At 49.4% G+C, this 26,624-nt stretch carries 24 protein-coding genes; 10 read left to right on the plus strand and 14 right to left on the minus strand.

The features are described from left to right. Window positions 1-2: 2 nt before the first annotated feature. On the plus strand, window positions 3-524 hold the full coding sequence (locus tag AC1DN5_RS13130) for a MarR family transcriptional regulator (RefSeq protein WP_016938297.1): 522 nt from the start codon (window positions 3-5) through the stop codon (window positions 522-524). A gap of 37 nt (window positions 525-561) precedes the next feature. On the opposite strand, the gene AC1DN5_RS13135 is transcribed toward AC1DN5_RS13130, so the two are convergent. From AC1DN5_RS13135 to AC1DN5_RS13155, 5 genes are all read right to left on the minus strand, one after another. Further along, window positions 562-1,719: an AbrB family transcriptional regulator gene (locus tag AC1DN5_RS13135; RefSeq protein ID WP_016938296.1), complete on the minus strand. Its 1,158-nt coding sequence runs from the start codon at window positions 1,717-1,719 to the stop codon at window positions 562-564. A gap of 166 nt (window positions 1,720-1,885) precedes the next feature. Next, on the minus strand, window positions 1,886-3,082 hold the full coding sequence (locus tag AC1DN5_RS13140) for an MFS transporter (protein WP_366969574.1): 1,197 nt from the start codon (window positions 3,080-3,082) through the stop codon (window positions 1,886-1,888). A gap of 15 nt (window positions 3,083-3,097) precedes the next feature. Continuing rightward, window positions 3,098-3,721: a TetR/AcrR family transcriptional regulator gene (locus tag AC1DN5_RS13145; RefSeq protein ID WP_366969572.1), complete on the minus strand. Its 624-nt coding sequence runs from the start codon at window positions 3,719-3,721 to the stop codon at window positions 3,098-3,100. Window positions 3,722-3,929: 208 nt separating this feature from the next. Continuing rightward, window positions 3,930-4,439: a ferritin-like domain-containing protein gene (locus AC1DN5_RS13150; protein WP_016938293.1), complete on the minus strand. Its 510-nt coding sequence runs from the start codon at window positions 4,437-4,439 to the stop codon at window positions 3,930-3,932. A gap of 68 nt (window positions 4,440-4,507) precedes the next feature. After that, window positions 4,508-5,218 (minus strand): DUF421 domain-containing protein, encoded by a 711-nt coding sequence (locus AC1DN5_RS13155; protein ID WP_064777801.1) that lies wholly within the window; start codon window positions 5,216-5,218, stop codon window positions 4,508-4,510. A 144-nt stretch (window positions 5,219-5,362) separates the two neighbouring features. On the opposite strand from AC1DN5_RS13155, the gene addB reads away from it, so the two are divergent. The 5 genes from addB to AC1DN5_RS13180 all read left to right on the plus strand — a co-directional run bounded on the left by addB (window position 5,363) and on the right by AC1DN5_RS13180 (window position 17,497). After that, complete coding sequence (addB, locus tag AC1DN5_RS13160) at window positions 5,363-8,863, plus strand: helicase-exonuclease AddAB subunit AddB (RefSeq protein ID WP_327813860.1); 3,501 nt, start codon at window positions 5,363-5,365, stop codon at window positions 8,861-8,863. Next, entirely contained in the window at window positions 8,850-12,554 is a 3,705-nt protein-coding gene (gene addA / locus AC1DN5_RS13165; RefSeq protein WP_366969682.1) for a helicase-exonuclease AddAB subunit AddA, read from the plus strand. The genes addB and addA overlap by 14 nt, the downstream gene beginning before the upstream one ends. A gap of 65 nt (window positions 12,555-12,619) precedes the next feature. Next, window positions 12,620-13,792, plus strand: a complete 1,173-nt coding sequence (gene sbcD, locus AC1DN5_RS13170; protein ID WP_047476740.1) for an exonuclease subunit SbcD — start codon at window positions 12,620-12,622, stop codon at window positions 13,790-13,792. Next, a complete protein-coding gene (sbcC, locus tag AC1DN5_RS13175; RefSeq protein WP_366969570.1) occupies window positions 13,789-17,181 on the plus strand; it encodes an exonuclease subunit SbcC in 3,393 nt (1,130 codons plus the stop codon). Before sbcD ends, sbcC begins: the two co-directional genes overlap by 4 nt. A 16-nt stretch (window positions 17,182-17,197) precedes the next feature. Further along, complete coding sequence (locus tag AC1DN5_RS13180; RefSeq protein ID WP_188153886.1) at window positions 17,198-17,497, plus strand: HNH endonuclease; 300 nt, start codon at window positions 17,198-17,200, stop codon at window positions 17,495-17,497. Between the two features lie 38 nt (window positions 17,498-17,535). Here the strand turns inward: AC1DN5_RS13180 and AC1DN5_RS13185 are convergent, their stop codons facing one another. The 7 genes from AC1DN5_RS13185 to AC1DN5_RS13215 all read right to left on the minus strand — a co-directional run bounded on the left by AC1DN5_RS13185 (window position 17,536) and on the right by AC1DN5_RS13215 (window position 19,899). Next, window positions 17,536-17,754, minus strand: a complete 219-nt coding sequence (locus AC1DN5_RS13185; RefSeq protein WP_013351765.1) for a spore germination protein — start codon at window positions 17,752-17,754, stop codon at window positions 17,536-17,538. Between the two features lie 39 nt (window positions 17,755-17,793). Further along, complete coding sequence (locus AC1DN5_RS13190; protein WP_016938286.1) at window positions 17,794-18,189, minus strand: spore germination protein GerPE; 396 nt, start codon at window positions 18,187-18,189, stop codon at window positions 17,794-17,796. After that, on the minus strand, window positions 18,189-18,365 hold the full coding sequence (locus AC1DN5_RS13195) for a hypothetical protein (RefSeq protein ID WP_016938285.1): 177 nt from the start codon (window positions 18,363-18,365) through the stop codon (window positions 18,189-18,191). The genes AC1DN5_RS13190 and AC1DN5_RS13195 overlap by 1 nt, the downstream gene beginning before the upstream one ends. Continuing rightward, window positions 18,362-18,979, minus strand: coding sequence for a spore germination protein GerPC (gene gerPC / locus AC1DN5_RS13200; RefSeq protein ID WP_016938284.1), 618 nt, complete (start codon window positions 18,977-18,979; stop codon window positions 18,362-18,364). The genes AC1DN5_RS13195 and gerPC overlap by 4 nt, the downstream gene beginning before the upstream one ends. Window positions 18,980-19,013: 34 nt before the next feature. After that, window positions 19,014-19,253, minus strand: coding sequence for a spore germination protein GerPB (locus tag AC1DN5_RS13205; protein ID WP_016938283.1), 240 nt, complete (start codon window positions 19,251-19,253; stop codon window positions 19,014-19,016). 12 nt (window positions 19,254-19,265) lie between these two features. Further along, the gene (locus tag AC1DN5_RS13210) at window positions 19,266-19,487 is read right to left on the minus strand and encodes a spore germination protein (RefSeq protein ID WP_016938282.1); all 222 of its coding nucleotides are present in this window, start codon (window positions 19,485-19,487) and stop codon (window positions 19,266-19,268) included. A gap of 193 nt (window positions 19,488-19,680) precedes the next feature. Then, on the minus strand, window positions 19,681-19,899 hold the full coding sequence (locus AC1DN5_RS13215) for an aspartyl-phosphate phosphatase Spo0E family protein (protein WP_016938281.1): 219 nt from the start codon (window positions 19,897-19,899) through the stop codon (window positions 19,681-19,683). Between the two features lie 215 nt (window positions 19,900-20,114). Here AC1DN5_RS13215 and AC1DN5_RS13220 point away from each other — a divergent pair, with 215 nt between their 5' ends. Further along, window positions 20,115-21,020, plus strand: a complete 906-nt coding sequence (locus AC1DN5_RS13220) for a fumarylacetoacetate hydrolase family protein (protein WP_016938280.1) — start codon at window positions 20,115-20,117, stop codon at window positions 21,018-21,020. A 93-nt stretch (window positions 21,021-21,113) separates the two neighbouring features. Continuing rightward, on the plus strand, window positions 21,114-21,470 hold the full coding sequence (locus AC1DN5_RS13225; protein ID WP_045925301.1) for a YisL family protein: 357 nt from the start codon (window positions 21,114-21,116) through the stop codon (window positions 21,468-21,470). Window positions 21,471-21,719: 249 nt separating this feature from the next. On the opposite strand, the gene AC1DN5_RS13230 is transcribed toward AC1DN5_RS13225, so the two are convergent. After that, window positions 21,720-22,262, minus strand: a complete 543-nt coding sequence (locus AC1DN5_RS13230; protein ID WP_099745178.1) for a DUF2777 family protein — start codon at window positions 22,260-22,262, stop codon at window positions 21,720-21,722. A 175-nt stretch (window positions 22,263-22,437) separates the two neighbouring features. Here AC1DN5_RS13230 and asnB point away from each other — a divergent pair, with 175 nt between their 5' ends. Next, window positions 22,438-24,279: an asparagine synthase (glutamine-hydrolyzing) gene (asnB, locus tag AC1DN5_RS13235; protein ID WP_099745125.1), complete on the plus strand. Its 1,842-nt coding sequence runs from the start codon at window positions 22,438-22,440 to the stop codon at window positions 24,277-24,279. An 84-nt stretch (window positions 24,280-24,363) separates the two neighbouring features. Then, a complete protein-coding gene (locus AC1DN5_RS13240; RefSeq protein ID WP_099745126.1) occupies window positions 24,364-25,107 on the plus strand; it encodes a squalene/phytoene synthase family protein in 744 nt (247 codons plus the stop codon). A 37-nt stretch (window positions 25,108-25,144) separates the two neighbouring features. Here AC1DN5_RS13240 and AC1DN5_RS13245 read toward each other — a convergent pair whose 3' ends face one another. Then, on the minus strand, window positions 25,145-26,512 hold the full coding sequence (locus AC1DN5_RS13245) for an MATE family efflux transporter (protein ID WP_029575328.1): 1,368 nt from the start codon (window positions 26,510-26,512) through the stop codon (window positions 25,145-25,147). Window positions 26,513-26,624: the final 112 nt, after the last annotated feature.

Raw genomic sequence — 26,624 nt, forward strand, 5'->3', positions numbered from 1 at the left:
AGTTGGACAGAAGACAGCCAGACCATGCAAAACACATGATTCTTGAGGGGCTGACAGACATTTTCCACGAGCAGGAGAGGTGTCAGGAGGATATCAGGGCGTCATTAGCCGGACGGATGGACGAACTCCGAGAAGAAAACGGCAAAAAACTTCAGCTGACCTTGACGGAAATACACATTTTATCTTGTATCGGAGATCATGAACCGATCAATGTTACATCAATAGCAGAAAAAATGAAGACGACAAAACCGACCGTGTCGAGAAGCTGCGCGAAGTTTTTGGAAGCCGGATTTCTGCGCAGAACCCGGCTGAGCGACAATAAAAAAGAAGTCTATTTCCGGCTGACTCCTGCCGGAAAAGAGCTGCATTCCCTTCATCACGAATACCACGAAATGATAAAAAAGCGGTTCTTGGCATTTTTGGACCGCTATACAGATGAAGAACTGTTATTTGCTGAACGGCTGTTCCGTGATCTTTCAGCAAACTGGCGCTCTGTAAATGGCGTCGGGCAGCTGTTGAAATAAAAAAACACGCATGAGGATGCGTGTTTTTTTATTCGGCTCATGTTCCTCTTTCTGCCCGGCCTCTATCGCCGTGCGCCTTTTTCAGCTGAGAAAGGTGGTGCAGCAGGCGATAGAAGGGCGGAAGCATGGCGATGACGAGAACGATCCTGATGACCTGAACCGCGACGACGAAAGTCGAGTCCTCATGCAGGGTGATCGAAGTCGCCGCCATCTCAGCGATTCCGCCGGGAGAGAAGGCGAGAACGGATGTAATCATGGAGATGCCCGTTAATTTAGAAACGGCAACCGCACTCAGAATCATTGCGGCGATTAATCCGACGGAGGAAATAAATCCGATCGTAAGCACTCTGGACACGCCGGTGAACATGCTTTTGTACATTTTTGAACCGATTGTGGCGCCAAGAAAAATTTGTGACAGCTGGTTCGCTTCCGGCGGCCACCAGGCCAGCATGTCTTTTCCCGCTAAGGCGGACACGCCGATTTCCGCGGCAGCAACGCCGATCATGCTGCCGAGCAGCCAAGGGGCAGGAAATTTCAGCCGTTTGGCGGCCTTACTTGCAAGCCAGGCAGCCAAAATAAATCCGGCCGTTAACAAGACGGGAATAAGGCCCGGATGTGAAGCTCCTGCTGAAACGGCTCCGGCTGATGTCTGAGCCGTACCGTTTTGTTTGGTAAATAAGAAAATGACGAGAAACGGTATTGTCATGACAACCAAAAGGACACGTGTCAGCTGAATGAGACTTACAATCGCGGTGTTTGCGCCGACTTCCTGGGCGATACCGGGCATGGCGGATAAACCGCCCGGCGCCGTGCCTACAAAGCTTGTCATCATGTCCGTCCGGCTGAACCGAAAGAGCACATATCCGGAAACAAGCGCCATCGCGATAGAGAAAATCAGCATGAAGCCTACCGGAAGCCAATGATCCCGTAAAACTGAAAGAACGGACAGGTTCAGTTTTTGGCCGAGTTCGATGCCGAGAATCATTTGTCCCGCCGCAAGCCATCTGCGGTTAATCCCTCTTCTGTCAGCCGCCATGAACAGCCAGCGGGGCCTCGTCATGGAGAGGATGCAGCCGGCGGCCAGCGTTCCGAGCATCCAGGCGATCGACATTCCTGTAAGCGAAAGAAGAAACCCCCCTGCCGCACTGATGAGAATAAACCAGATATCCGTAAGGAGATGTTTGTCTTTCTTCAATGAAAACCCTTCTTCCTGAAACATTCATATTAAATTGTTAAGCTCGTTAACCTTACTATTACTATAGTATAGATTTTGAGATAAATAAATGATGAATTATTTCTCATAATCTATTCATTTTTCTTATCATAAACAAAAAAAGCTCCGGAGAAGGGGGGAGCGCACCCTACTCCGAAACCTCGCCGGCCTTTCCTTTCCACACAAGGGTCAGTCCCAGACCGAGACATAAGACCACGCCTGCGAACAGAAACGGGAAGTGAATATTCATATCAAATAAAATACCGCCCAGAGCCGGGCCGAAAATGGTGCCTAAACTCGTGTATGTTGAGTTCATTCCGGCGACAAATCCCTGCTGATTTCCTGCGATTTTCGATAGGAAAGTGGTCAGTGCCGGGCGCAGTAAATCAAACGCAAGGAATATGATACAGGTGACAGCAAGCACGGGCAAAAATCCTGACATCACCGTAGAAACGAAAGCCAGCACAGCCCCGATGACCAGACAAAGCTGAATGACTTTTTTCTCCCCGAGGAAGTTGACAAGCTTGCCGAATGCGAGCACTTGGATGATGACCGCAACAATGGAGCTGAACGTAATAATAACGGCGATATCCTTTGGTGTAAAGCCGAATTTATGGTTTGTAAATAAACTGAACACCGTTTCGTACGCTGACAGCCCGAATGCCAGCACAAAGACGATGATAAAGGCGATCAGGTAGCTTGGGTGAATCGACTTTTTCAAATCTTTTAAGAAGGTTGACTCTTTGACGCTTTCCATCTGCTGGGCGCGTTCCTCTTTAGTCAATGGCTCTTTCAGCATAAAGACAGAGGAAATCACTGCGATAAATGCAATTCCCGCCGCAAAGAAAAACGGCATACGGACACCGTGATCGGCAATAAATCCTCCTATGCCGGGCCCGATGATAAACCCTGTGCTGATGGCGGCAGATACATAGCCCATCGCCTTAGATCTTTCCTGCACTGTCGTAATATCTGCGACATACGCTGTAACAGCGGGCATGATAAAAGCGGCGCTGACGCCCCCCAGCACCCTTGCAAAGTACAAAACGCAGACATGTGTACCCAACCCGAAGGTCAGCTCGGATAATGCGAACAGAAACAGCCCGGCGAGAATCATGATTTTTCTGCCGAAGCGGTCAACCCATCTTCCCGCAATGGGGGATGCGATTAATTGCGCGACGGCAAAGGCAGCGACAAGGTATCCCATTGTGCTGCCTGTCAAGTGCATCACATTCATAAACAGCGGCATAACGGGAATAATTAACCCAATCCCTAAAAACGCAATAAATATGTTGCTTAATAAGATGATGAGTACAGCTTTTTGTTCACTAATCGGTTTTTGCATGTTGTTTCTCCTTTGTCAGCTGTCCTGATTCTGTTGATCAGCATTGATGACTCCGTGAATAAACACAGAGATGGCTTCTTTTTGCAATTCTCTTCTTTGCTGAATGGAATCGTTTTTATATAACACATCCAAACCGTAAAAGACAGACAGCAGGATTTTCACTTTTGATTCGACATGATGAATGGACCAGCTGCCGTCTTCATTTCCCTCTGTTAAGATATCTCTCATCACATCGTCATATTCAATATCAATTTTATTGAGACGTTTTACGACCTCCTCTGACGTAAACGCGCTCGCATAAAACTCTTCACTTGCTCTCATCAGCGGGTAATTGATGCTCATCCGGCTGAGCAGCTCTGCAAAGCCCGTCAGCTTTTCGGCAGCGTCTTTCAAGTCAGCTTCCATTTCCCTCCACGTCTCAATCATCACGCGGTGATCCTCTTCCATGATATGAAGAAACAGAAACTCTTTTCCTTTAAAATGATGATAAAGATTGCCTTTGCTGATCTCGGCCGCCTCTAAGATATCCCGAATTGAGGTTTCTGAATAACCTTTTTTTGCAAATAAGTCTCGCGAAGCGGATACGAGCTTTTTCTTCGTCTTTTCACTCTTTCCGGCGCCGCCTTTTGTACTTGTCACATCACACAAATCCTTTCCGCCAAGTGAGGTTCGGTTCCTTAAAAACCGACCGGTTGGTTTATTTTATTATAAAGTGTTTTTGCTGATTATACAATGAAGATGTTGTCCGTTTTTTAGAGAGGGTCACGCAGCTCGAAAAATAAACCCCATTCTCTCCTATTGAAAGAATGGGTGTGTCTGCGGCCTGAATGATCCCGGCGGGGGAGCGTTATTTCCCGGTATTTGCCTGGGTATAGCTCGTGTTCGGTGCGTTTGATACCGTTCCCCCTGTATGATGGGAAGGAGAGTGGGTCATATCGTATAAAAACCAGACGGCATGACGCTGCTCGTCAAATGCTGTTCGGGCAAATAACCGCTTCGCTTCCGGGTGCACCGCTCTATCGGATGCCTGCAAATAAAAATCATTCGTTTTCTGCTCATCATAAAACGCCGCCCTCAGTCCTTCTCTGTATGTGTGCGGACAATGTTCCGTCTGTTTCGGCGTCAACTGGTTTCCGGTAATTGAAGTATACAGTGAAGAGAAGGCGTGCAGGTGGCGCATTTCTTCCTCTCTGATATGTTCGATTCGTCTTCTGATTTCTGCGGTCGGCGCTTTTTCGGCTAATATCGAGTAGCAGATCACAGCGCTGTATTCGCCGTTAATGGATTTTATCAGATCTTTTATAAGAACAGAGTCGTCGCCGCAAACGGCTGTATAATGAAAAAAATTCTCGTGCATTGGACTCACCCCCGGATATTTATAGGGTATTATACGGCGATAGCCCGTGACATGTGCGGATGTCATGCTTATTCTTGATCAAGCGGCGATGTGATATGGTCATTATATGTATCGACAAACAGCCGGCCGTTGCTTCCGCGCACCGCGTATACGACCTCTTCGGGTGCAAGGTTTCTCTTGTCCAATTCTTCTCTGAGCCATTTTTCCGATACGTGGTTTTCTTCGAAATTCTTCGTCACCAGCTGGCCGTCCATAATGAGCTCAACGGCAAAGTTCTTTTCGTGTCCTGCAAAAATGCCGAGATCCTGTCTTGTAACGGGCGCGAATTCCGGTTTGACCTCCACTGACATGCTGCCGTTGGTTTCAATGATGGCCGTCTGAACCTGAGAAATGTCAAATACATCATTTACACGAAGCTGCTGGTTCAGGTAGTCGAGGGTATAGCGCATCGTTTTCATATTATGCTCAAGTATTTTTCCGTTTTGAATGATAATGGTCGGTTTGCCCGCAAAGAAACCCCTGGCGGTTCTGTTTTTCATAGAAAGATATGCGACAAGATAAATGATGACAACAAAAATCGTGTAAGCACTGACAGTAAAATGAATCGGCAGTTTTGTATTAAACGACAGATTGGCTGTGATGGCGCCGAGCGAGATGGCTGCAATGAAATCAAAAAGCGTCATCTGTGATATGGTTTGTTTTCCGAGTATCCGGGCGCCGATAAACAAAATGCTGAACGACAGAATCGTTCGCACAATCACTTCGAGATATTCTGACATGATATTTAATCCTTTTTGTCTTTAATTTGGTCAAAAACGATATGTTTTAAAACAGTCATCCCGTTTTTACCAGCAGATGAGATTGGTCATTTTCGTCAACTTTCGATAAAATGTAGAAAGATAAAAAGAGAGGGGTCTTCTAATTTGGGTGTTGAGTTTTTAGTAGGCAGATCGGGGAGTGGGAAAACGAGGCTGATTATCGACAGCATTCAAGATGAACTGCGCCGGGAGCCGTTCGGGAAACCGATCATTTTTCTAGTCCCGGATCAAATGACGTTTTTAATGGAATATGAGCTTGCTAAAACGCCGGATATCGGCGGCATGATACGCGCTCAAGTGTTCAGTTTTTCGCGTTTGGCGTGGCGCGTGCTTCAGCATACCGGAGGCATGAACCGTCCGTTTGTGACGACGACGGGTGTGCAGATGCTGTTGAGGAAGCTGATTGAAGAGCATAAGCACGATTTTAAAGTGTATCAAAAAGCGAGTGACAAAACCGGGTTCACTGAGCAGGTGGAACGGATGCTGACAGAGTTTAAGCGTTACTGTATTGAGCCTGAAGACGTCCGCCGCATGGCGGAAAGCGGAACGGCGTCAGAATATCGCGGAGAGCGGATGCTGTCTGAAAAACTTCATGACTTAGGCATTTTATATCAGCAGATGGAAAGAAGCCTCGCCGGCCACTATCTGCATTCAGAGGATTATTTGACGCTGCTCGCCCAGCAGCTTCCGTTAGCGGATGTTGTAAAAGGCGCCCGGGTTTACGTCGACGGCTTCTATCAATTTACACCGCAGGAATTAAGGGTGCTGGAGCAGCTGATCATGCATGCTGAACATGTCACATTCTCGCTGACGGCGGACAGCCCTTCGGGAGAACAGGCACCGGATGAGCTCAATCTGTTCAGAATGACGGGAAGCACATACTATAAGCTTTATCAGACGGCAAAGGAATTGAATGCCGATATTTCCTGCAAGGAACTGCATGGCACGAAACGGCATCAGCATGTGCCGGAACTTGCCTGTTTAGAATCGCAGTACGATGTGCGTCCCGCCGCGGCGTATACCGGCAGGCAGGAAGCGTTTACAGTCATACAGGCACAAAACAGAAGAGCCGAGCTTGAGGGTATTGCCCGGGAAATTCAATCACTTGTCCGGGACGGAGGATACCGGTACAGGGATATGGCGATTCTCATCCGCCAGCCGGAAGATTATAAAGACTTGCTGAAGGAAGTGTTTGCAGATTACGGGCTTCCTTATTTTATTGACGGAAAAGCTTCTATGCAGCATCACCCGCTTATAGAATTCATCCGTTCAAGTTTGGATGTCGTAAAGGGGAACTGGAGATATGAAGCGGTGTTCCGCTGTGCGAAAACCGAACTGTTATTCCCGCTTGATCAGCCGGTGCAGAAAATAAGAGAGCAGGTCGATCAGCTTGAAAACTATTGTATCGCCTACGGAATTAAAGGGGAGCGCTGGACGAACGGCGAGCGGTTTGTATACAGGCGCTTCGTATCGCTCGATGAGGATTTCGCGCAGACGGATCAGGAAATAAAGATGGAGCAAATGCTGAATGAGACGAGAGAATGGATGGCCGCGCCCCTTGTCCGGCTTCAAAACCGGATGAAAAAAGCGAAAACGGTTCAAAGCATGGCGGAAGCTCTTTATCTCTTTTTGGAAGATACCGATGTTCCCCTGAAGCTGGACCGGAAAAGGCAGCAGGCCGAAGAGGCCGGAAACATGATTGAAGCACAGCAGCACGGCCAGGCATGGGACGCCGTTATCCAGCTTCTCGAGGAGTTTGCCGGCATGATGGGTGAAGATGAAATGTCTTTGGCGCTGTTCCAGCAAATGCTTGAAACAGGAACGGAATCACTTCATTTTTCTTTAATTCCCCCTGCGCTTGACCAAGTGTTTGTAGGGAATATGGACCTGTCAAGAATGTACGGCACGTCCTGCACGTTTGTCATCGGGGCCAATGACGGCGTTCTTCCGGCGCGCCCGGATGAAAACGGCGTGCTGTCCGATGATGACCGGGAGTGGCTGAGAGCGGTCGGAGTGGAGCTGTCTTCGGCGGGGCGTGAGCGGCTGCTTGATGAGCATTTTCTCATCTATATGGCGCTGTCAAGTCCGTCTGACCGTCTGTATGTGTCATATCCGATTGCCGATGCGGAAGGAAAAACGCTTCTGCCGTCAATTGTTGTAAACAGGCTTGGCGAGCTGTTTCCCGACCATCAGGAAAAACTGTCGGCTGCTGATCCCGAGCAGGTAAGTGAAGAAGAGCAGCTTCAGTATCTCGTCAATAAACAGGTGGCGCAGACGTATACGGCAAGCCAGCTCAGGCTGTGGACAAGAGAGTATGAAATCAGTGATGTATGGTGGAGCGCATACAATGTGCTGATGAAAGAGCCTGATCACCGGCGCGCGAAAAAGCTGTTTTCAAGCCTGTTTTTCCGCAATGAGGCAAAGCGTCTTGAACGTCCTGTTTCGCGCCAGCTTTATGGCGAGCACATTAAAGGAAGCGTCTCCCGGATGGAGGCGTTTAATGCCTGCCAGTTTTCTCATTTTGCATCTCACGGGCTTCAATTAAAAGAGCGGCAGTTTTTCAAGCTGGAAGCGCCCGATATCGGACAGCTGTTTCACTCCAGCCTCAAGCTGATTTCAGACCGGCTTCGTGAGCAGAAGCTGGAATGGCGCGATCTGACGAAAGATCAGTGCCGGAATTTCTCCTATGAAGCGGTGGAACGGCTTGCGCCAAGGCTGCAAAAAGAAATTCTGCTCAGTTCAAACAGACACTTTTATGTGAAGGAAAAACTGCAGAAGATCGTCACGCGTGTCTCTGGCATATTAAGCGAGCATGCGAAGGCGAGCGGTTTCGTCCCGATTGGTCTTGAACTCGGCTTCGGGGGAAACGGTCCGCTGCCTCCGCTCACTTTCACGCTGAAAAACGGCTGTACGATGGAACTCGTCGGCCGGATCGACCGCGTGGATAAAGCGGAAAGTTCAAAAGGCCTGCTGCTTAGAATCGTGGATTACAAATCAAGCGACAAGGGGCTTGATCTGGCTGAGGTATATTACGGGCTCGCTCTGCAAATGCTCACGTACCTTGACTTATCGATTACACATTCAGCGGATTGGCTCGGCATGAAAGCGACACCCGCAGGCGTTTTGTATTTCCATATCCATGATCCGATGATTCAGGCCAGTCTGCCGATGGGGCTTGATGAAATCGAGCAGGAAATTTTCAAGAAATTTAAAATGAAAGGCCTTCTCCTCGGTGACCGGGAGGCAATCAGCCTGATGGACACGACTTTGGAGGAAGGACGTTCAAATATCATTAATGCCGGTTTGAAAAAGGACGGTTCTTTAAGATCCGATTCAGCCGCAGTCAGCGAACAGGATTTTCATCTCCTGACAGACCATGTGCGGCGGACATTTGAACAGGCGGGCGAAGCGATAACGGACGGGCTTGTGTCCATTACCCCGTATAAGCTGAAAGATAAGACGCCTTGTACGTACTGTGCGTTTAAATCGGTGTGCCAGTTTGATGAGTCTCTTAAGGAAAATGAATACCGCAGCCTGAAAGCGGAAAAAGACGGCACCATACTGGATTGGCTGAAAAAGGAGGCGGATGATGATGCAAATTCCTAAACCGAAAGACAGCATATGGACGGATGACCAATGGAGCGCCATCGTTTCTTCCGGCCGCGATATTCTGGTCGCTGCTGCAGCCGGATCAGGTAAGACCGCCGTGCTCGTGGAACGGATGATCAGAAAGATAACCGCGGAGGAAGATCCGGTTGATGTTGACAGGCTCCTTGTGGTGACCTTTACAAACGCCTCAGCAGCGGAAATGAAGCATCGGATCGCTGAAGCATTAGAAAAAGAGCTCGCCAAAAATCCGGGATCTCTCCATATCAGACGGCAGCTCTCTCTATTAAATCGGGCGAGCATTTCGACGCTGCACTCTTTCTGTCTGCAGGTGCTTAAAAAATATTATTATATGATTGATCTTGACCCGGGCTTTCGGATGGCTGATCAGACGGAAGGCGAATTGCTCGGAGACGAAGTCCTTGATGAGCTGTTTGAGGATGAATACGCAAAAGGGAGTCAGGCGTTTTTTGAGCTTGTGGACAGATATACGACGGACAGGCATGATTTGGATCTTCAAGATCTCGTCAAGCGAGTGTACGAGTATTCACGGTCTCATCCTGATCCGGAAGCGTGGCTGAAAAGCTTTGTCCGCCTATATGATGTGACGGAAGAAAGCAAAATGGAAGAGCTGCCGTTTTACGAGTATGTGAGAGAAGATGCTGAAATGGCGCTCTTCGGGGCAAAGCAAAAGCTTGAAAAGGCGCTTGAACTGACAAAAGCGCCCGGCGGGCCGGCGCCGCGCGCTGATAATTTTCTGGACGATCTTCAGCAGATAGAAGAGCTGATCAGCTGCCGGCATGACTTTGAGGCGCTGTATGAACGGGTTCCCGCGGTCACATTTAAGCGGGCTAAGGCGGTAAAAGGTGATGAATTTGACAAGGCGCTTTTGGATGAAGCGACCGATTTGCGAAACAGCGCGAAAAAACTGATCGAAAAGTTAAAGACCGATTACTTTACAAGAAGCCCGCAAGATCATTTAAAGAGTTTAACAGACATGAAGCCTGTCATTGAAACGCTCGTTCAGCTCGTGATTTCGTACGGAAAACGATTTGAAGCGGCGAAACAAGAAAAATCAATCATTGATTTCTCAGATTTGGAACATTACTGTCTGGCGATTTTAACTGCGGCTGATGAAGACGGCCGGCGGGTGCCGAGTGAAGCGGCCGTTTATTATCAAGAGCAGTTCCATGAGGTTTTGGTTGATGAATATCAAGATACCAATCTTGTGCAGGAATCTATTCTGCAGCTTGTGAAAAGCGGGAATGAAGAGGCGGGAAATCTGTTTATGGTAGGCGACGTCAAACAATCGATCTACCGTTTCAGACTTGCCGAGCCGCTGCTGTTTCTCGGGAAATATAAAAGGTTTACAGAGAGCGGGGAAGGCGCGGGACAGAAAATTGACCTGAACCGAAACTTCCGCAGCCGCTCCGATATTTTGGACAGTACGAATTTCTTGTTTAAGCAGCTGATGGGCGGCAAAATCGGCGAAGTGGACTACGATGAACAGGCGGCATTGAAGCTCGGTGCGTCGTATCCGCCGAATGACGCGGCGGATACGGAACTGCTGCTGATTGACAGTGCTGATGATGCAGACAGCTCCGAGGATGCCGAAGATTTTGAAACCGTGCATTGGGAAGCAAAAGCGATAGCCGGGGAGATCCGGAAGCTTGTCTCATCTCCGTTTAAGGTCTATGACGGCAAAACCAAAACACACCGGAATATCCAGTACCGGGATATCGTGATTTTGCTGCGTTCCATGCCATGGGCGCCGCAATTGATGGAAGAACTGAAAAACCAGGGCATTCCGGTGTACGCCAATTTGACGTCAGGTTATTTTGAAGCCGTGGAGGTGGCTGCGGCGCTTTCGGTCTTAAAGGTGATTGACAACCCGTATCAGGATATTCCGCTTGCTTCCGTACTGCGCTCGCCCATTGTCGGCTGTGACGAAAATGAACTTGCGCTGATACGCCTGGAAAAGAAAAAAGCGCCGTTTTATGAAGCGCTGAAAGCATATATAGCGAACGGTGACAGACATGACGAGCTGTATCAAAAGCTGAGAACATTTTATGACAATCTGCAAAAGTGGCGGTCATTCTCGACGAATCATTCGGTAGCTGAGCTGATTTGGGAAGTATACCGCGATACAGGATATTTTGATTATGCAGGCGGCATGCCTGGCGGAAAGCAGCGCCAGGCCAATCTGCGCGTCTTGTATGACCGGGCGCGCTCGTACGAAGCGACGGCGTTCCGCGGGTTATTCCGCTTTTTGCGGTTCATTGAACGGATGCAGGAGCGCGGCGATGATCTGGGGACGGCGCGGGCGCTCAGCGAGCAGGAGGATGTCGTTCGGCTGATGACGATTCACAGCAGCAAAGGACTTGAATTCCCCGTCGTTTTCACCGCCGGACTCGGCAGAAGTTTTAATATGATGGATCTCAACAAATCATACCTGCTTGATAAAGAGCTCGGTTTCGGAACAAAGTATATTCATCCGGAACTCAGAATCAGCTATCCGACTCTCCCGCTTGTGGCGATGAAGAAAAAAATGCGCAGAGAGCTCTTATCAGAAGAATTGCGCGTGTTATATGTGGCGCTGACAAGAGCGAAGGAAAAGCTGTTTCTCATCGGTTCCTGCAAAAACCGGGAAAAACAGCTGGCCAAATGGCAGGCGCAAGCGGACAGGGCCGATTGGCTTCTCTCTGAATTCGACCGCTATCAGGCGTCATCTTATTTGGATTTTATCGGGCCGGCGCTTATCCGCCACCGTGATATGGAGGCGCACAGGCCGCCGGGTCTTTCGGCTCCGGAGAATATCGCGCACGACCCGTCCCGTTTTCACATCCGGATGCTGCAGCAAAGTGAACTGCTGGAAGATAACCCAAAAGAACGGGCTGAAGAAAAGAGCAAACGTCTCAAGGCGATTCAGCAGGGTGAGCCGATTCCTGATTCGTTTTCATTTGATGATCAGGCGCGCCGTCTCCTTGAATGGGAATACCCGTACCGAGAGCTGACGGCTATCAGAACGAAGCAGTCAGTTTCTGAGCTGAAGAGAAAGCAAGAATACGAGGATGAATACAGCGGCCGCTCCCTCATCAAACCGTCAGGGGACACGCTTTTATACAGACGTCCCGGTTTTATGATGAAAAAGGGGCTGACGGCCGCGGAAAAAGGGACGGCGATGCATACGGTGATGCAGCACATACCGCTGACGCACGTTCCGACTGCCGAAGAAGCGGAGCGGACGGTTCGGACGCTTCACGAAAAAGAGCTGCTGACAGAAGAGCAGCGGGACGCTATTGATATCGACGACATTATACAGTTTTTCGAAACTGAAATCGGGAAAGACCTTCTCGGGGCGCGGCGGATTGATCGGGAGGTGCCGTTCAGTATGGCGCTTCCGGCCGGCGAAGTGTACAAGGAAGCAAAAACGGCCGGTGAACCGCTGCTCGTGCAGGGGATTATTGACTGCCTCTACGAAACGGCGGACGGACTCTATTTGCTGGACTATAAAACAGATCGGATAGAGGGGAAATTCCGGAACGGATTTGAAGGCGCGGCCCCGATCCTGCAAAAAAGGTATGAAACACAAATCGAATTGTATACAAAAGCGATTGAACAAATTACAAAAACGAAAGTGAAAGGGCGTGCGCTCTATTTCTTCGATGGAGGTCACGTTCTTACACTGTAACAAGATCCGAAGCTCCTTTTTGGAGCGGATCTTTTTTTCTATCAGAAAAGTGAGGTGAATGCGGTATGCGCATTTTACATACAGCTGACTGGCATCTCGGCAAAACGCTTGAAGGCAGAAGCCGGCTGAGTGAGCAGGCCGAGGTATTGGAAGAGCTGAATACCATTGTCAAAGAAGAAAACATTGATGCGGTCATTATGGCAGGAGATGTATTTGATACGGTCAATCCGCCTGCGCTCGCTGAACAATTGTATTATGAAAGTCTTTCCGCGCTTTCTGACGGCGGAAAACGCCCGGTTGTCGTCATTGCCGGAAACCATGACAATCCTGACAGGCTGGCGGCGGCTTCTCCGTTAACAGATGAGCGTGGCATTCATTTAATCGGCTATCCGCGGACAGAACCGGTGCATATCGAGGTGCCGTCGGCGGGCGAGCTGTTAGCCGTTGCCGCACTGGCCTATCCGTCAGAAGCGAGATTAAACGAAGTGCTGTCTGATACGTTTGAGGAAAAGCTTCTTCGCGATCATTACGATGTGAAAATCAGAGAGGCGTTTGCCCGCATGTGCGGTCTGTGCCGGGATGATGCCGTGAAAGTCGCGGCGAGCCATATTTATGTCGCAGGAGGAAATCAGACCGATTCAGAGCGTCCGATTGAAGTCGGGGGCGCTTACACGGTCGCCGCTGAAAGCCTGCCGGCTGATGCGGCTTATGTGGCCCTCGGCCATCTCCACCGTCCGCAAACGATTAAGCGCGCCAAAACGGCTGCCCGCTATTCCGGCTCTCCGCTGGCATACAGCTTTTCAGAAGCCGGTTATGCCAAATCGGTGACGGTGGTAGAAGCGAAGCCCGGCGGAGAAGCGAAGTGGGAAGAGATTTTTCTGTCCTCGGGTAAACCGCTCGTCAAATGGAAAGCGCAGGGGCTGAGCGAGGTTCACGGCTGGCTTGATGAAGGGCGTGACCGGAATGCCTGGATCGATCTTGATATCCATTTGACGGATCAGCTTTCTCTTGAGGAAATTCACCGGCTGAGAAAGGCGCATCCCGGCTTTATCCATATCAGGCCGGTTTTTGAAGAAAAAGAGACAGGCAATGACCGGATTGAAGTGAAGCACATATCAATTGAGGACCGATTTAAGAAGTTTTATGAAAAGCAAACAGGCGGCGCCGTGCCGGATGAGGAGATGGTCAAGCTGTTTTTAGAGCTTGCGTCAGCAGATGATGAGGAGGATGCGACATGAAGCCGATTCTGTTAACGATAAAAGGGCTTCACAGCTTCAGAGAGGAACAGACGATTGATTTTGCCGGACTGTCCGGAGCGGGCGTGTTCGGAATTTTCGGCCCGACGGGAAGCGGAAAGTCGTCGATCCTTGATGCTATGACACTCGCTTTATACGGAAAGGTGGAGCGTGCCGCAAATAATACGCACGGCATCCTGAACCATGCCGAAGATCAGCTAGCCGTCTCTTTTACATTCGCGCTTCAATCAGGCCACCGGGTGTCCTATAAGGTCGAGCGCGTATTTAAGAGAACGGATGAAACGAAAGTGAAAACCGCCCTCTGCCGCTTAATTGAAATCAAAGACGAACAAACCGTGCTTGCTGATAAAGCGAATGAAGTGAACAAAAAGGTGGAAGAGCTTCTTGGCCTGACCATTGACGACTTTACAAGAGCCGTCGTGCTGCCGCAAGGGAAGTTTGCCGAGTTTCTGTCGCTTAAAGGCGCGGAAAGAAGACATATGCTGCAGCGTCTTTTTAATCTGGAACAGTACGGGGACAGGCTTGTCAAAAAACTGAGGAAGCGCGCGCAGGAAGCGGCGGCGAAAAAAAATGAAATGCTTGCCGAACAATCCGGCCTCGGAGACGCGGGAGAAGATGCGCTGAAGCAGGCGGAACAGCAGTTTCACGAAGCGAACGAACGGCTTGAAGCAGCTGAGAAGAAACGGGTCCGGGCAAAAGAGCGTTTTGAAAGTCACCAGGAGATTTGGAACCTGCAGACAGAAAGAGATGAATATGAGCGCCGCCTGAAAAAGCTTGAGGAAAAGCGTCCGTATATCACGGATTTGACTGAGCGTCTTAAAGAGGCGGAAACCGCTCTCGCCCTTGAGCCGTACGCAGAACGCTATTCGGAAGCCGTACGCCGGCAGCAGCGCGCCGAACAGGAGCACGAACTGGCCAAACGGAAATCAGAGGCGGAAACCGCTTCATTTACACGGCAAAATGAAGCCTATGAAGCGTGGCGGGTTCATAAGGCTGAACAAGAGCCGAAGCTTGTCAAGGAAGAAGAATTGTATCAAAGACTGTCAGCCGTTGAACAAAAGCTGCTTGAAGCGAAAAAAGAAGCGGAAAAAACAAAGGCGGAGCACCGCAAAAAAGAGGAAGAATACGAAGCCGCCTCGAAACAGCTGACCGCAGTGAAAGACCGCCTGATCCGCGGCCAAAACAGGCAGAATGAGCTGAAAGAAGAGCTGAAGGCAGTTCAGGTGACCGCTGATGAACGGAAAAAATGCCAGACCGCCGCACAGCTGTCAGCCGGCTTTCAGCAGACGCAGGAACAGATCACGAAAGAACGGGCCAATCTGACAACGCAGATGAAGAACATGGAGAAGCTGAACGGAGAAAGCGAGGCGCTCAGCGCAAAAACAAAAACGGAAGAAGAAGACATTACGCGCGCTTATCAAACGCTTCAAACCGTTTACCATATGGTTTGTGAAACGGAACGTTCACTGAAAGCCGCGGCCGAACGGGCCGGCAAAACGCAAGCCGACCTGCGCAGGCGCTCAGAGGAAGCGAGAACGGCTGCATTAACAAAAGAATTATCGGAAAAACTGATTGAAGGAAAGCCTTGTCCTGTATGCGGCTCGACGCAGCATGACCGTCCGCGCTCCGCTCATGAAACACATTCGCCAGATACGGATGTGCAGGAACGTTTGCAGCAGGTTGAAGCGCTGCTGTCCGAGGCGGCGGCTCTTTCTCAGGAAGTGCTGACAGCCAAGGTTGCATTAGAAGAGCAGTCGGGGCGTTTTACCGAAGAATGTCCGTTCCTGCAAAGCGTCCGGACCCCGGAGCTGGAAGCCGCTTCTTCCATCAGCGGCCGTCCGCTTGATGAAGCGTTCAGCGCCGTCCGCTTGGAATGGAAACAAATGAAGCAGGATATGCTGTCGGTAAAAGAGAAGGTCACGAGACTGATCAGCGCGTATCAGCAGACGGTGAAACAAGCGGAGCAGCTGGCTGAACGAATCCGCTATGAGGAAAAAGAAGCCGATCGCCTCAGACATTCTTTACAAGAGCTTGAATCACTCTCAGAAAGCCGCTTAAATCAGTACAACGAAGTCTGCGGGGATATTCCGGTAAATCAGGTTGACGCCTGGCAGGCTTCGATAGACGATAAAGACCGGCAGGCAGAAGAGTTTGAGAAGCGCATTGAAACAAGCATCGCATTTCTCAAGGAACATGAAGAAGAGAAGGAGCGGCTGCAGGAGAAGAAGCATCAGCTTGAACGGGAACGGCTCGAGCTTCACTATGCATCAGAGCGCCTGCAGCAGGTGATTGACGAGTATGAACAAGAGCTCGGCACGGCAGCAGAAGAAACATCAATTTCCGCAAAGCTTGAAGCGGTGCGGCAGGAATTACAGCTGTTAAAAACGAAAGAACAGTCCTTATTCGATGCGCTGAAGCAGGCTCAGCAATCACTGAATGACGCAAAAGGCCGGGAATCCGGAAGTCTCATGTCACTGCGGGACGCTGAATCCGCCCTTGAGAAAGCGCAAAATGACTGGCGCGTGAGATCAAAAGATACCGGGTTTGCCGAGCCGGACCAAGTCAAAAAAAGCCTGCTTCCGCAAACCCGCGCGGAGGAAATGAAAACAGAAATTGATGAGTTTCTGGACACCTCAAAGCAGCTTTCGGCAAATATCCGCCGTGTCACTGAAAAATTAGCTGACCGCCGGGTAACGGAAGAAGAATGGACAGCATCGGTTTCTCTGCTGAAGCAGGCGGAGGCTGAGTCAGGCGCAGCCATGGAGGAAAAGGGCGCCCAGGCAAAAGCCTTTGCGGTTATGCAAAAACAGCATAAGCGCTTTAAAGAAATTGAAGTCGAACTGAAAAGCTGGCAGACACAGATTGACAGACTTGATAAGCTGCAGTCTGTATGCAAAGGCAATACATTCGTCGAATTTTTAGCGGAAGAACAGCTGGAAAGCGTGGCCCGGGACGCCTCTGCCCGGCTCGGAGCACTGACAAGGCAGCGGTATGCCATTTTAGTCGATTCAGAAGGCGGCTTCGTTATGCGCGATGACGCGAACGGCGGCGTCAAACGGCCCGTATCAAGCCTTTCTGGGGGGGAGACGTTTCTGACATCGCTGTCGCTTGCGCTTGCTTTGTCCGCCCAAATTCAGCTGCGGGGTCAATACCCGCTGCAATTTTTCTTCTTAGATGAAGGATTCGGGACGCTTGACCAAGGGCTTTTAGACACCGTTGTCACAGCGCTGGAAAAGCTGCAATCGGATAATTTGTCCGTCGGGGTGATCAGCCATGTGCAGGAGCTGAGAGCACGCCTGCCGAAAAAATTAATCGTGCATCCGTCTGAACCGGGCGGAAAAGGCACCCGGGTCACGTTAGAGATCATGTAAGAAAGGAGAAGGGATTATGGCCGATTCTGCCGAAGGCACATGTGAATTATGCGGCCGCCGCCATGTGCGGCTGACAGAGCACCACTTGACGCCTAAGGAAGAAGGCGGGACATTCCTTCCGACCGCAATGCTCTGCATCCCTTGCCATAAACAAATTCACGCCCTTTATACGAACCGGGAGCTTGCGGCAAGGCTTGCGGGAATAGAAGAGCTGCGGCATGATCCGAAACTTGCGCGGTTTGTGAAATGGATCAGAAAACAGCCGCCGGAAAAGCTTGTGAAAACAAAAAAAGCAAAAGAACGAAAAAAACGCTGAACAAAAAAGCAGCCCTCTCTTTAAAGAGCGGCTGCTTTTTATGCGTTTCCGGCCACATTCTGATCGCTGACATCGGGGTCTATATAGTTTGTCGCATTGACAACGTTGTTTAATAACAGGAAATCTCCGGTATTGCCTGCTCCCGAACCGAGCGCAGATTTAGAAGAGCTTTTTGGAGAAAGGTAAAAGGAATCACCAAAGTTTACGACTCCGCCCGATATGGAATTGATAGCTATAGGTCCGGTAATTGCTGGCATAAACGACACCCTTTATAGAAGTCTCACCGTCATTATATGTCAAGTCTGCGGCGATTGTGAGCTCGGTGACTCGATCTGCCTAATATGTTTCAGCCTCGAATCGCCCAGCACGACCGACGTCGATCCGATTTGAACCACGGACGCTGACGTTACCCCTTGGACTTTCACATTTCTTACCCGAATCGAAGGGTTTTCATGGCTGAATGCACTTTGAACCCCCGTTTCCGGTAACGGCATGACGGCCGGCTGCCGAAAGATCTGGTATTCTTTTGTGTTAAACGAGCCCTCATCGTCTCTGTATACAGCAACACTGCGCTGATCGGCCAATACTTTGACCTTCATATTGATTTCATTCGAATCGCCTGCTTGAAAAACACTCCCCATCCCGATTGCATTGACTTTGGCGCTTCTGAGGCGTGAAATCCGATGTAACATTATTCCGGCGCCAGCGGCACAAGAGGCCCGATAATGAGGGATTCCGGAGGCGTGTCAAAGATGGAGGACAGATAGACGGAATCGGTATCGCCGATTAATAATAAGGCTGAACTGGAAACACCGGTAGACCGGATGTCGCCGACTTCAATATTCCGGTTAATCACTGTAAAAATCATGACGGATCATCACCTTTCATTTCACCTGGTATGTGTTTAATAAAATGCTCGACGGCCCTGACAATATCACGCTTCACGTGTTCGGCAATCTGCTCGGCGTATTGCGCTGGCGGCGTGTTTTCTTCTTTCGGGACTTGGGACAGATAATACTTAATCCGGCTGTCCATCTGCTTTCTGATATCTTCTATAATATGATATTTGTTCGTTTCGTCCAGCCTGCTCTCATACTGTGTTTCGAGCTGTTCTAACAGCACGGGGATTTCTTCATTCAGGTACATATCGACGTTTTGACGGATTTGCTGCATTTGCTGGCCCGCCTGTTCCTGCTGCATCATTCCGACCTGCGGAGATGTCTGGCCGACTTCAAAATTTTGCACGGCATTCGGATCAGTCGGATTCAATCCGATATTCAGCGTTCCTTCCAGCCGTTCAATTTTCAGCTGATCAAATTTATACTCGAGCCGATCAATCCTTGTGGAAGGCTGCTGTTTCAGCGTTGATATTTCACTCTGAAATTCTTTCAGCTGCCGTTCGAGCTCCTGAATCTGAAGCGCCTGCTGCTGGACGAAGGAATTTAAATTCTGCAGGTAGGATGAAACCGATTGATCATACATGACATTCACCTCGCGTCTCGTTTCTTTCATTAAACTACCGACTTAGCGGTGGCTGAAGCGGTACAAATGATGAGGCGCCGGGGCCTCCCCCTGTTGTTACAGTCTGCTGCCCCGCGGTGACAGGCGGCGCCGGCTCTGCATAACTCCCTGTGTTATACAGATTGGAAAGAGATTTAATTGAACCGGCGCTCCCGATTTGCAGTATGGAGGAATTGCTGACAGATTCTACACGCATGTAATTGATATGGATCGACTGATTGACGTAAAAATTCATACGGCGCCTCCTTTATGCGTTACCTGCCATCGGCTGATCGATTACATCATTATCGTACACATTCGTTGTATTCCTGTAATTCGTCAGTGTGAGATTGTCTCCGGTATTAAAGCTGCCCGCTCCGGCAAATGTCTTAACCTCTGCTTTTGGAGAAATGGTGATGCAGTCGCCTATATGAACGACTCCGCTCGTACCGACGGCATTAATTTTAAACGCTCCGACAATTGCGGGCATACGAGCACATCCTTTTCGTGAAGATTTTAATGGAATACACTCCAGGAGCTTATTTGGGATGCCTGCCTAATATAGCTTATGACAAACGCACATTTTTGTGAGCGGAAAAAACTTTAGACATAAAAAAACACCGGCGCTTTACGCATGCCGGGTCTTAAAAAACAAATGGTTCAGATCTATATACATATCATGTTTATGAGAAAGCCTGTTTTTTTCCTGCTGTGTAATCCGGCTGAATCTGTGCGGCCGGGTTCATCCCGCCGTCTTTCGTTTGTTGGATGAGCCCGCCCCGGCACCCGTTTAAGAGGCTGTCCAGCTCCTGGCTGCACCTGATGGTCTCCGTCGCATTGATTCCGAATTTTTGCGCTGTCTCGAATAAAGTCAATCTTTTTTCTTCAATTTTTCTGTTCATCGTGCGATCTCCAATTCTCGATTATTTTGGAAAACATAGGATGAGAATAGTATAACCTATTTTGGCTGGGAAGGTTTTATTTCGTCAATATGACTAAAAAAGTGACAATTTTTGATACTCTTTTACGATGATTTTCAGCCTGTTCAAAAGAGGAATTTCCCGCCTGAAGAAAGAATACATAAAGATGCCAGATTTAAAAATGATGGGGGATTAACATGAAATTTGCGACAGGGGAACTGAACAGCCGGAAATTTGTCGGTCTGATCATTGATGATGACAAAATCTTAGATCTGCAAAAGGCTGAAAAGAAACTGTTTGAACTTGAGACGATTCCGGGTTCGCTGATCGAGTGCATTCAAAAGGGGGAAAAGTTTGTCAATCATGCCGGACAGCTTGCGGAATGGGCGAAAAAACCGAATGATGAGTCCGGCTCATTTATGTATGCGCTGTCTGACGTGAAGCTCTGCGCGCCTATTCCGAGACCTTCAAAGAACGTGATCTGCATCGGGAAAAATTACCGTGATCATGCCGTTGAAATGGGAAGCGAGGCGGATATCCCGGAGCATCCCATGGTCTTTACAAAAGCCCCGACCGCCGTTACGGGTCACGGAGAAACGGTGAAAAGCCACTTGGACGTAACAGAGCAGCTTGATTATGAAGGGGAGCTTGCGGTTATCATATCAAAAAGCGGATCGCACATCTCCAAAGAACATGCGCTCGATCATATATTCGGCTATACCATAGTAAATGATATAACAGCGCGCGATCTGCAGAAAAAGCATCAACAGTTTTTCATCGGCAAAAGCCTTGATACGACATGCCCGATGGGACCGGTTATTGTACATAAGTCAGCTGTCAGTGATCCGCAAAGCCTGCAAGTTGAAACGCGGGTCAACGGGGAACTGCGCCAATCAGGATCAACGGGCGACATGATTTTTCCGATTGCTGAATTAATCGAGACGCTGTCAAAAGGAATGACGCTTGAAGCCGGGGACATTATCGCGACGGGGACGCCGTCCGGTGTCGGGAAAGGATTTAAGCCGCCGACATTTTTACAGCCGGGAGACCGCATTGACATTACAATTGAACCGATCGGCACGCTGTCGAACCAAATCGGATAATTGAGTGTTTTTCTTGAGAATGATTATGCTCACAGCGGCTTGTTGTGGTACCATAAGTGAGGCAGATTGATCTGATAGGGGGAATTGAACATAATGACACATTGGCATATTACTTCATGGGTCGTTGCGCTTATCCTGGTGTTTGTCAGCTACGGGCTATACGGCTCCGGAAAAGCGAAGGGCGCAAAAATAACGCATATGATTCTGCGCTTATTCTACATTATTATTATTCTGACCGGCGCTGAACTGTTTGTCCGTTTTGCGAATTGGAACGGAGAGTACGCCGGAAAAATGCTGCTCGGCATCATTACCATCGGACTGATGGAAATGCTCGTCATCCGCAAGAAAAAAGGCAAATCGACTGGAGGACTGTGGATCGGTTTTATTATCGTGCTTATCCTGACGGTGCTTCTCGGCCTTCACTTGCCGATCGGCTTTCACATATTTTAATCAATCGCTTGAAAACCCGGATGCAATCCGGGTTTTCTTATTTATGCATACATTCTGCGCAACTGGGCCGCTGAATGAGAAATGCCGTGACAGGAGGATGTTGATGAAGCAAAGGAGATGTGCAGGATGCCAAAAGCGTCAATCACTCTTGTGACCGCAAAACTACGGCTGTGAAGGGTAAAAGCAAACGCCGGGCGTCAATCAGCGTAAAAAACAGGCGGCACCTATTTAAAAGGCACCGCCTGTTTTTTACGCTGTTCCGCCGTGTTTGGCCGCTGAATACATAATGGAGCGCCGCCCGTCAGATGCCGTCCATTCAAATCTGTCATGCTTACCCGGGCTGCCGCGGTGATGCTGCAGGGCGCATTGGGCGTCATCTGCCGAAAAGTGATAAAACGAGACCCCGTCACCGGAAAACAGCGGCTGATTGTAGGAAAATACGCAATCATATACAGACAGGCCGAACCCGTGCAGATGGCTGAGAAACAGCAGAAACGTTTCATCGTCCAGCGAATCGAGCAAGGTTAACAGCGGCCGTTTGACTGCCTTCTCATACCGGATCTCTTCTCCGCCGAACAGGGCAACCGTGTCTGCGCCAATTTCGGCTGAAGTGCCGTGAATCTGGGCCGGCTGCCATCTGCCGTCACGTTTCATCAAGACGGCTGCGTTTCCTAGACTGTCTGCCAGCAGGATATCACCCTCATCGTTTTCGACGAGACAGATGCCGTCTTCTATTATCAGAGTGCCGCGCCCCCATTTGTTTTTTTCTGAGAAAAGCTGTTTTCGTTTCATATCCGTGCCGGTCTCCTTTGTTTGTTTCTTCTCTTCCGTTCTTTCCAAATCAGGCTTGTCTCATACAACTCTTAGTGGGACAAATCAACTATCTGCGTTTCTTTGCATAAACTGGGTAAAGTGCTGATAGAAACGAATTTGATACCGACAGAAACGGGATTGGAGCTGATATCACATGTGTGGAATTGCGGGTTGGGTCGATTTTCAAAAGCAGCTCGTCCAAGAGAAACATATTATGAACAATATGATAGACACTCTTTCAAAACGAGGGCCTGATGATTCAAACGTCTGGGGAGAGCCCCATGTTTTATTCGGACATAAAAGACTTTCGGTCGTTGATATTGAAGGCGGCCGCCAGCCGATGGGCTGCACGCATCAAGGGGAAACGTACACCATCATTTATAATGGCGAGCTGTATAATACGGAAGAATTGCGGAGGGAGCTGCAGGCGAGGGGCCACCGTTTTGAACGGACCTCTGATACAGAAGTGCTGCTGCACAGCTATATTGAGTGGCGGGAGGAGTGCGTTGACCGCTTAAACGGTATTTACGCTTTTGCCATCTGGGATGAAAAACGGGAGCGGCTGTTTGGGGCAAGAGACCGGCTCGGCGTCAAACCGTTTTTTTATAAAGAACACGGCTCTTCCTTTCTGTTTGGATCGGAATTGAAGGCCATCCTTGCCCATCCGGATGTGAAAGCCCGCACAGACAGCAGCGGACTTGCGGAAGTTTTCGGGCTCGGGCCGTCCAGAACACCGGGCTGCGGGGTATTTAAAGGAATTCACGAAGTTCGTCCCGCTCATGCGTTTACTTTTTCAAAGGACGGTTTGTCCATATGGCGTTATTGGAATGTAAAAAGCGAAAAGCATACAGACAGCTTCGATGACACTGCAGCTCACATTCGGTACTTATTTCAGGATGCAGTAACGCGCCAGCTCGTATCTGACGTGCCGGTTTGCACGTTTTTGTCCGGGGGGCTTGATTCGAGCGCGATTACCGCGATAGCCGCCGCTCATTTTGAGAAAGAAGGCAGAGATCCCCTCCATACTTATTCCATTGATTATGAGGAGAACGGCAAATTCTTTAAAGCGAGTTCATTTCAGCCGAATGATGACGGCCCGTGGATCGATAAAATGACAGCTGCATTCGGCACACAGCACCATAAGTGTGTGATTACGCAGGATGAGCTGGTTGAACATCTGGAGGAATCCGTTCTCGTCAGAGACCTGCCGGGCATGGCGGATGTTGATTCCTCGCTGCTGTGGTTCTGCCGTGAAATTAAAAAAGATTTTGTCGTGAGTCTTTCCGGGGAATGCGCGGACGAAATTTTCGGCGGATATCCATGGTTTCACACCGCGGCGGAAGAAGACGGATTTCCTTGGATGAGATCCACTGAGGAGAGAATCACCCTCTTGGACGAAAAATGGCAAAAACGGCTGAACCTAAGAGAATACGTGAATGCGAGATATGAAGAAACCATTGCGGAAACGCCGCTGTTAGACGGTGAGACGGGAACAGACAAAGCGAGACGGCAGCTTTTCTACTTAAATATGCTTTGGTTTATGACAAATCTGCTCGACCGCAAAGACCGCATGAGCATGGGGGCAAGTCTGGAAGTGCGGGTGCCGTTCGCCGATCACAGACTTGTAGAATACGTCTGGAACATCCCTTGGGAAATGAAAATGCACGGCAGCCGGGAAAAAGGCATTTTGCGGAAGGCGCTTGAAGGGCTGCTTCCGGAAGAGGTTCTGTACCGCAAAAAAAGCCCGTATCCGAAAACCCATCATCCGAAATACACGCAAGGAGTCACAGAGTGGCTGAAAACGATTTTGCAGCATAAAGATTCCGTGCTTCACACCCTGCTGGACAGAAAGAAGCTGGAAATGCTGCTGGAGACAGAGGGGTCGTCTTTTCAGGTTCCGTGGTTCGGCCAGCTGATGAAAGGCCCGCAGCTGATCGCCCATCTTGCCCAGATCCATACATGGTTTGAGGCGTACCGTATCGATATAGAAGAATAACAGTGCCGCGACCGGTTTCCGCTGAGGATATCGGTCTTTTTATTGTGAAACATATGGTACACTAAAAAACAGAGGAGTGATATCATGACCGAATACGAAACATGCGCGCAGCTTGCCGAGGCGCACTTTCCTTTATATAAACGGATCTTTTCATCCCTGCCGCCAAAAAACAGACAGGCCGCGTGGGCGGTGCTGGCTTTGTTTCATGAAGCTGAGCAGCTTGCGGATGTCCGGGAGTTTGAGGGATTTGAACAGGCAGCACAAGACTTTATGAACGGGACAGGCGCCGACGGCTTTTTGTGGAAAGCGCTCGCCGATGTGAGGCAGCAATTTGCGCTCGAAGAAGAACCGTTACGTGAGTTTATCGCCGGCCAAAGGTCTGACAGAGAAAAAGAGACCTGCCAAGAGTTTGACGACCTGCTGATGTACGCGGGCCAAACAGGCGGAGCCCTCGGCCTGCTTCTGCTGCCGGTTTGCGCTCGCCGAAATCAAGAGAAACTCCGCCATGCAGCCGTTTCATTAGGAGCTGCCATTCAGCTGAGCCGGGTTCTCATCGGGGTCTGTGCGGATGAGCGGATGAAAAAGCGCCTTCCGCGTCAGGTGATGGCGCAATTCGGCTATACGGAAGAAGAGCTGGAGAACTGCACGATCAACAAAGCTTTTGTGAATGTATGGGAGTATATCGCATTCGAAGCCGAGGCGTATTTTGAGGAGGCGTCTGAAGAGCTGGAGCTGTTTCCGTTATACTCAAGGCCCGCCGTTACCGGTTTGCTGACTCATTACCGGTCAGAGCTCGAAGGCATGAGAAAACGGCTTTCTCAAGCATAAAAAAAACGCCCCGGCTTCATAATGAAGCTTCGGGCGTTTATGCAATCCCTTTTTGAATCCAAATCCGTGACCGCCATCTTCTGTACATGAGAATGCCTCTGACCCATTCATCCGCGATAAATGAAATCCAAATCCCCATAAGACCCAATCCGAAATGGATGCCGAACAGGTAAGCGAGAGGCAGACCGATGCCCCACATGGAAATCATCGCCATATAGACGGGGAATTTTGCATCTCCGGCAGCCCGGAGCGAGTTGATGATAATGACATTAAATGAACGGCCGGGCTCAAGAATGATCGTCATGGCAATCAGCATGCTCGCCGTCGCAATAATATCAGGGCTGCTTGTGAAAATTCCGATCAGCTGCTTTGAAAACAAGGTCATGATAACCGATGTCATAGCGGCAATGCCAAGCGCCCAGTACAGGCTTTTCATACAGCGGTCATAAGCGTCGTCAAACTGTTTGGCGCCGATGTACCTGCTGATCAAAATCTGGGTGCCTTGGCTGATCGCCGTTCCGAACAGCAGGATAAACATGGTGATGTTTTGTGTATATACCTTTGTTGTAAGCGCCTGGGCGCCCATAATGGCGATAAAATAAGTGACAACCATTTGTGAAATGTTATAAGACAGCTGTTCACCTGCAGACGGAATCCCGATTTTCAGGAGTTTCCGCAAGTGCTCTTTATGAACGTGAAAGATCTTTTTCCATGTCAGACCGAGTCCGATGCGTTTTTTGACGATCACAATCATCGCGATCAGTCCGATGATCCGCGCGATGGACGTTGACATCGCAACTCCGGCGACGCCCAGCACCGGCAGGCCGAGCGGCCCGAAAATGACAAGAAAGTTTCCGGCAATATTTAATATATTCATCCCGATCGTAACGAACATCGTATCTTTCGTATGGCCGTAGCTTTTTAAAATGGCGCTGAACGTCATAATCAGTGCCTGAATAAATGACAGCCCGCCGACCACCTGCAAAAAGACTTTGGCATCCGGCATCAATTCATCGGAAAGACCCATGACATGAAGCAGCGGAACGGCCGCGAAAAACACGGCGGCGCTGATGGCGAGACTGATGACGAAGTTCGCTCCTATCGATACATAAGCCACTTCCTGCGCTTCTTTTTTCTGTTTAGAGCCTAAAAACTGCGAAATTACAATTGTTGTACCCGTTGCGATAAAGCTGAACATCACGATAATTAAATTTAAGATCTGATTGCTGACGCCCACGGCCGCCACACTGTTGTCAGAGTATTGGCTAAGCATAAGAGTGTCGGCGTTTCCCATAAACATATATAATGAAACCTCAATAAAAATCGGCCAAGTCAGCGCGTATAATGAGAGTTTGTGATCAGAAGATTGTTTGAATGCAGCCCGTTTTAAAATCGCTTGTTTCATTTCTTTTAACCCCTTTCCTGACAAAATCAACGTTTAACAGTGTACCTCCATTTTCTTATAATAAAAAGGGAGAGAAACGAAACTTCTTGCAAAAATCCGACTTAAAAAGGAG

This window comes from Bacillus sp. 01N42_2 (genome assembly GCF_056399565.1).

Excerpts from the sequence above, each read along its gene's own strand:
- AC1DN5_RS13140 (WP_366969574.1), bottom strand. The coding sequence starts at position 3,082 with ATGCAAAAACCGATTAGTGAACAAAAAGCTGTACTCATCATCTTATTA.
- AC1DN5_RS13150 (WP_016938293.1), bottom strand. The coding sequence starts at position 4,439 with ATGCACGAGAATTTTTTTCATTATACAGCCGTTTGCGGCGACGACTCT.
- AC1DN5_RS13155 (WP_064777801.1), bottom strand. The coding sequence starts at position 5,218 with ATGTCAGAATATCTCGAAGTGATTGTGCGAACGATTCTGTCGTTCAGC.
- addA (WP_366969682.1), top strand. The coding sequence starts at position 8,850 with ATGCAAATTCCTAAACCGAAAGACAGCATATGGACGGATGACCAATGG.
- sbcD (WP_047476740.1), top strand. The coding sequence starts at position 12,620 with ATGCGCATTTTACATACAGCTGACTGGCATCTCGGCAAAACGCTTGAA.
- sbcC (WP_366969570.1), top strand. The coding sequence starts at position 13,789 with ATGAAGCCGATTCTGTTAACGATAAAAGGGCTTCACAGCTTCAGAGAG.
- AC1DN5_RS13180 (WP_188153886.1), top strand. The coding sequence starts at position 17,198 with ATGGCCGATTCTGCCGAAGGCACATGTGAATTATGCGGCCGCCGCCAT.
- AC1DN5_RS13185 (WP_013351765.1), bottom strand. The coding sequence starts at position 17,754 with ATGCCAGCAATTACCGGACCTATAGCTATCAATTCCATATCGGGCGGA.
- AC1DN5_RS13190 (WP_016938286.1), bottom strand. The coding sequence starts at position 18,189 with ATGTTACATCGGATTTCACGCCTCAGAAGCGCCAAAGTCAATGCAATC.
- AC1DN5_RS13195 (WP_016938285.1), bottom strand. The coding sequence starts at position 18,365 with ATGATTTTTACAGTGATTAACCGGAATATTGAAGTCGGCGACATCCGG.
- gerPC (WP_016938284.1), bottom strand. The coding sequence starts at position 18,979 with ATGTATGATCAATCGGTTTCATCCTACCTGCAGAATTTAAATTCCTTC.
- AC1DN5_RS13205 (WP_016938283.1), bottom strand. The coding sequence starts at position 19,253 with ATGAATTTTTACGTCAATCAGTCGATCCATATCAATTACATGCGTGTA.
- AC1DN5_RS13210 (WP_016938282.1), bottom strand. The coding sequence starts at position 19,487 with ATGCCCGCAATTGTCGGAGCGTTTAAAATTAATGCCGTCGGTACGAGC.
- AC1DN5_RS13215 (WP_016938281.1), bottom strand. The coding sequence starts at position 19,899 with ATGAACAGAAAAATTGAAGAAAAAAGATTGACTTTATTCGAGACAGCG.
- AC1DN5_RS13220 (WP_016938280.1), top strand. The coding sequence starts at position 20,115 with ATGAAATTTGCGACAGGGGAACTGAACAGCCGGAAATTTGTCGGTCTG.
- AC1DN5_RS13225 (WP_045925301.1), top strand. The coding sequence starts at position 21,114 with ATGACACATTGGCATATTACTTCATGGGTCGTTGCGCTTATCCTGGTG.
- AC1DN5_RS13230 (WP_099745178.1), bottom strand. The coding sequence starts at position 22,262 with ATGAAACGAAAACAGCTTTTCTCAGAAAAAAACAAATGGGGGCGCGGC.
- asnB (WP_099745125.1), top strand. The coding sequence starts at position 22,438 with ATGTGTGGAATTGCGGGTTGGGTCGATTTTCAAAAGCAGCTCGTCCAA.
- AC1DN5_RS13240 (WP_099745126.1), top strand. The coding sequence starts at position 24,364 with ATGACCGAATACGAAACATGCGCGCAGCTTGCCGAGGCGCACTTTCCT.
- AC1DN5_RS13245 (WP_029575328.1), bottom strand. The coding sequence starts at position 26,512 with ATGAAACAAGCGATTTTAAAACGGGCTGCATTCAAACAATCTTCTGAT.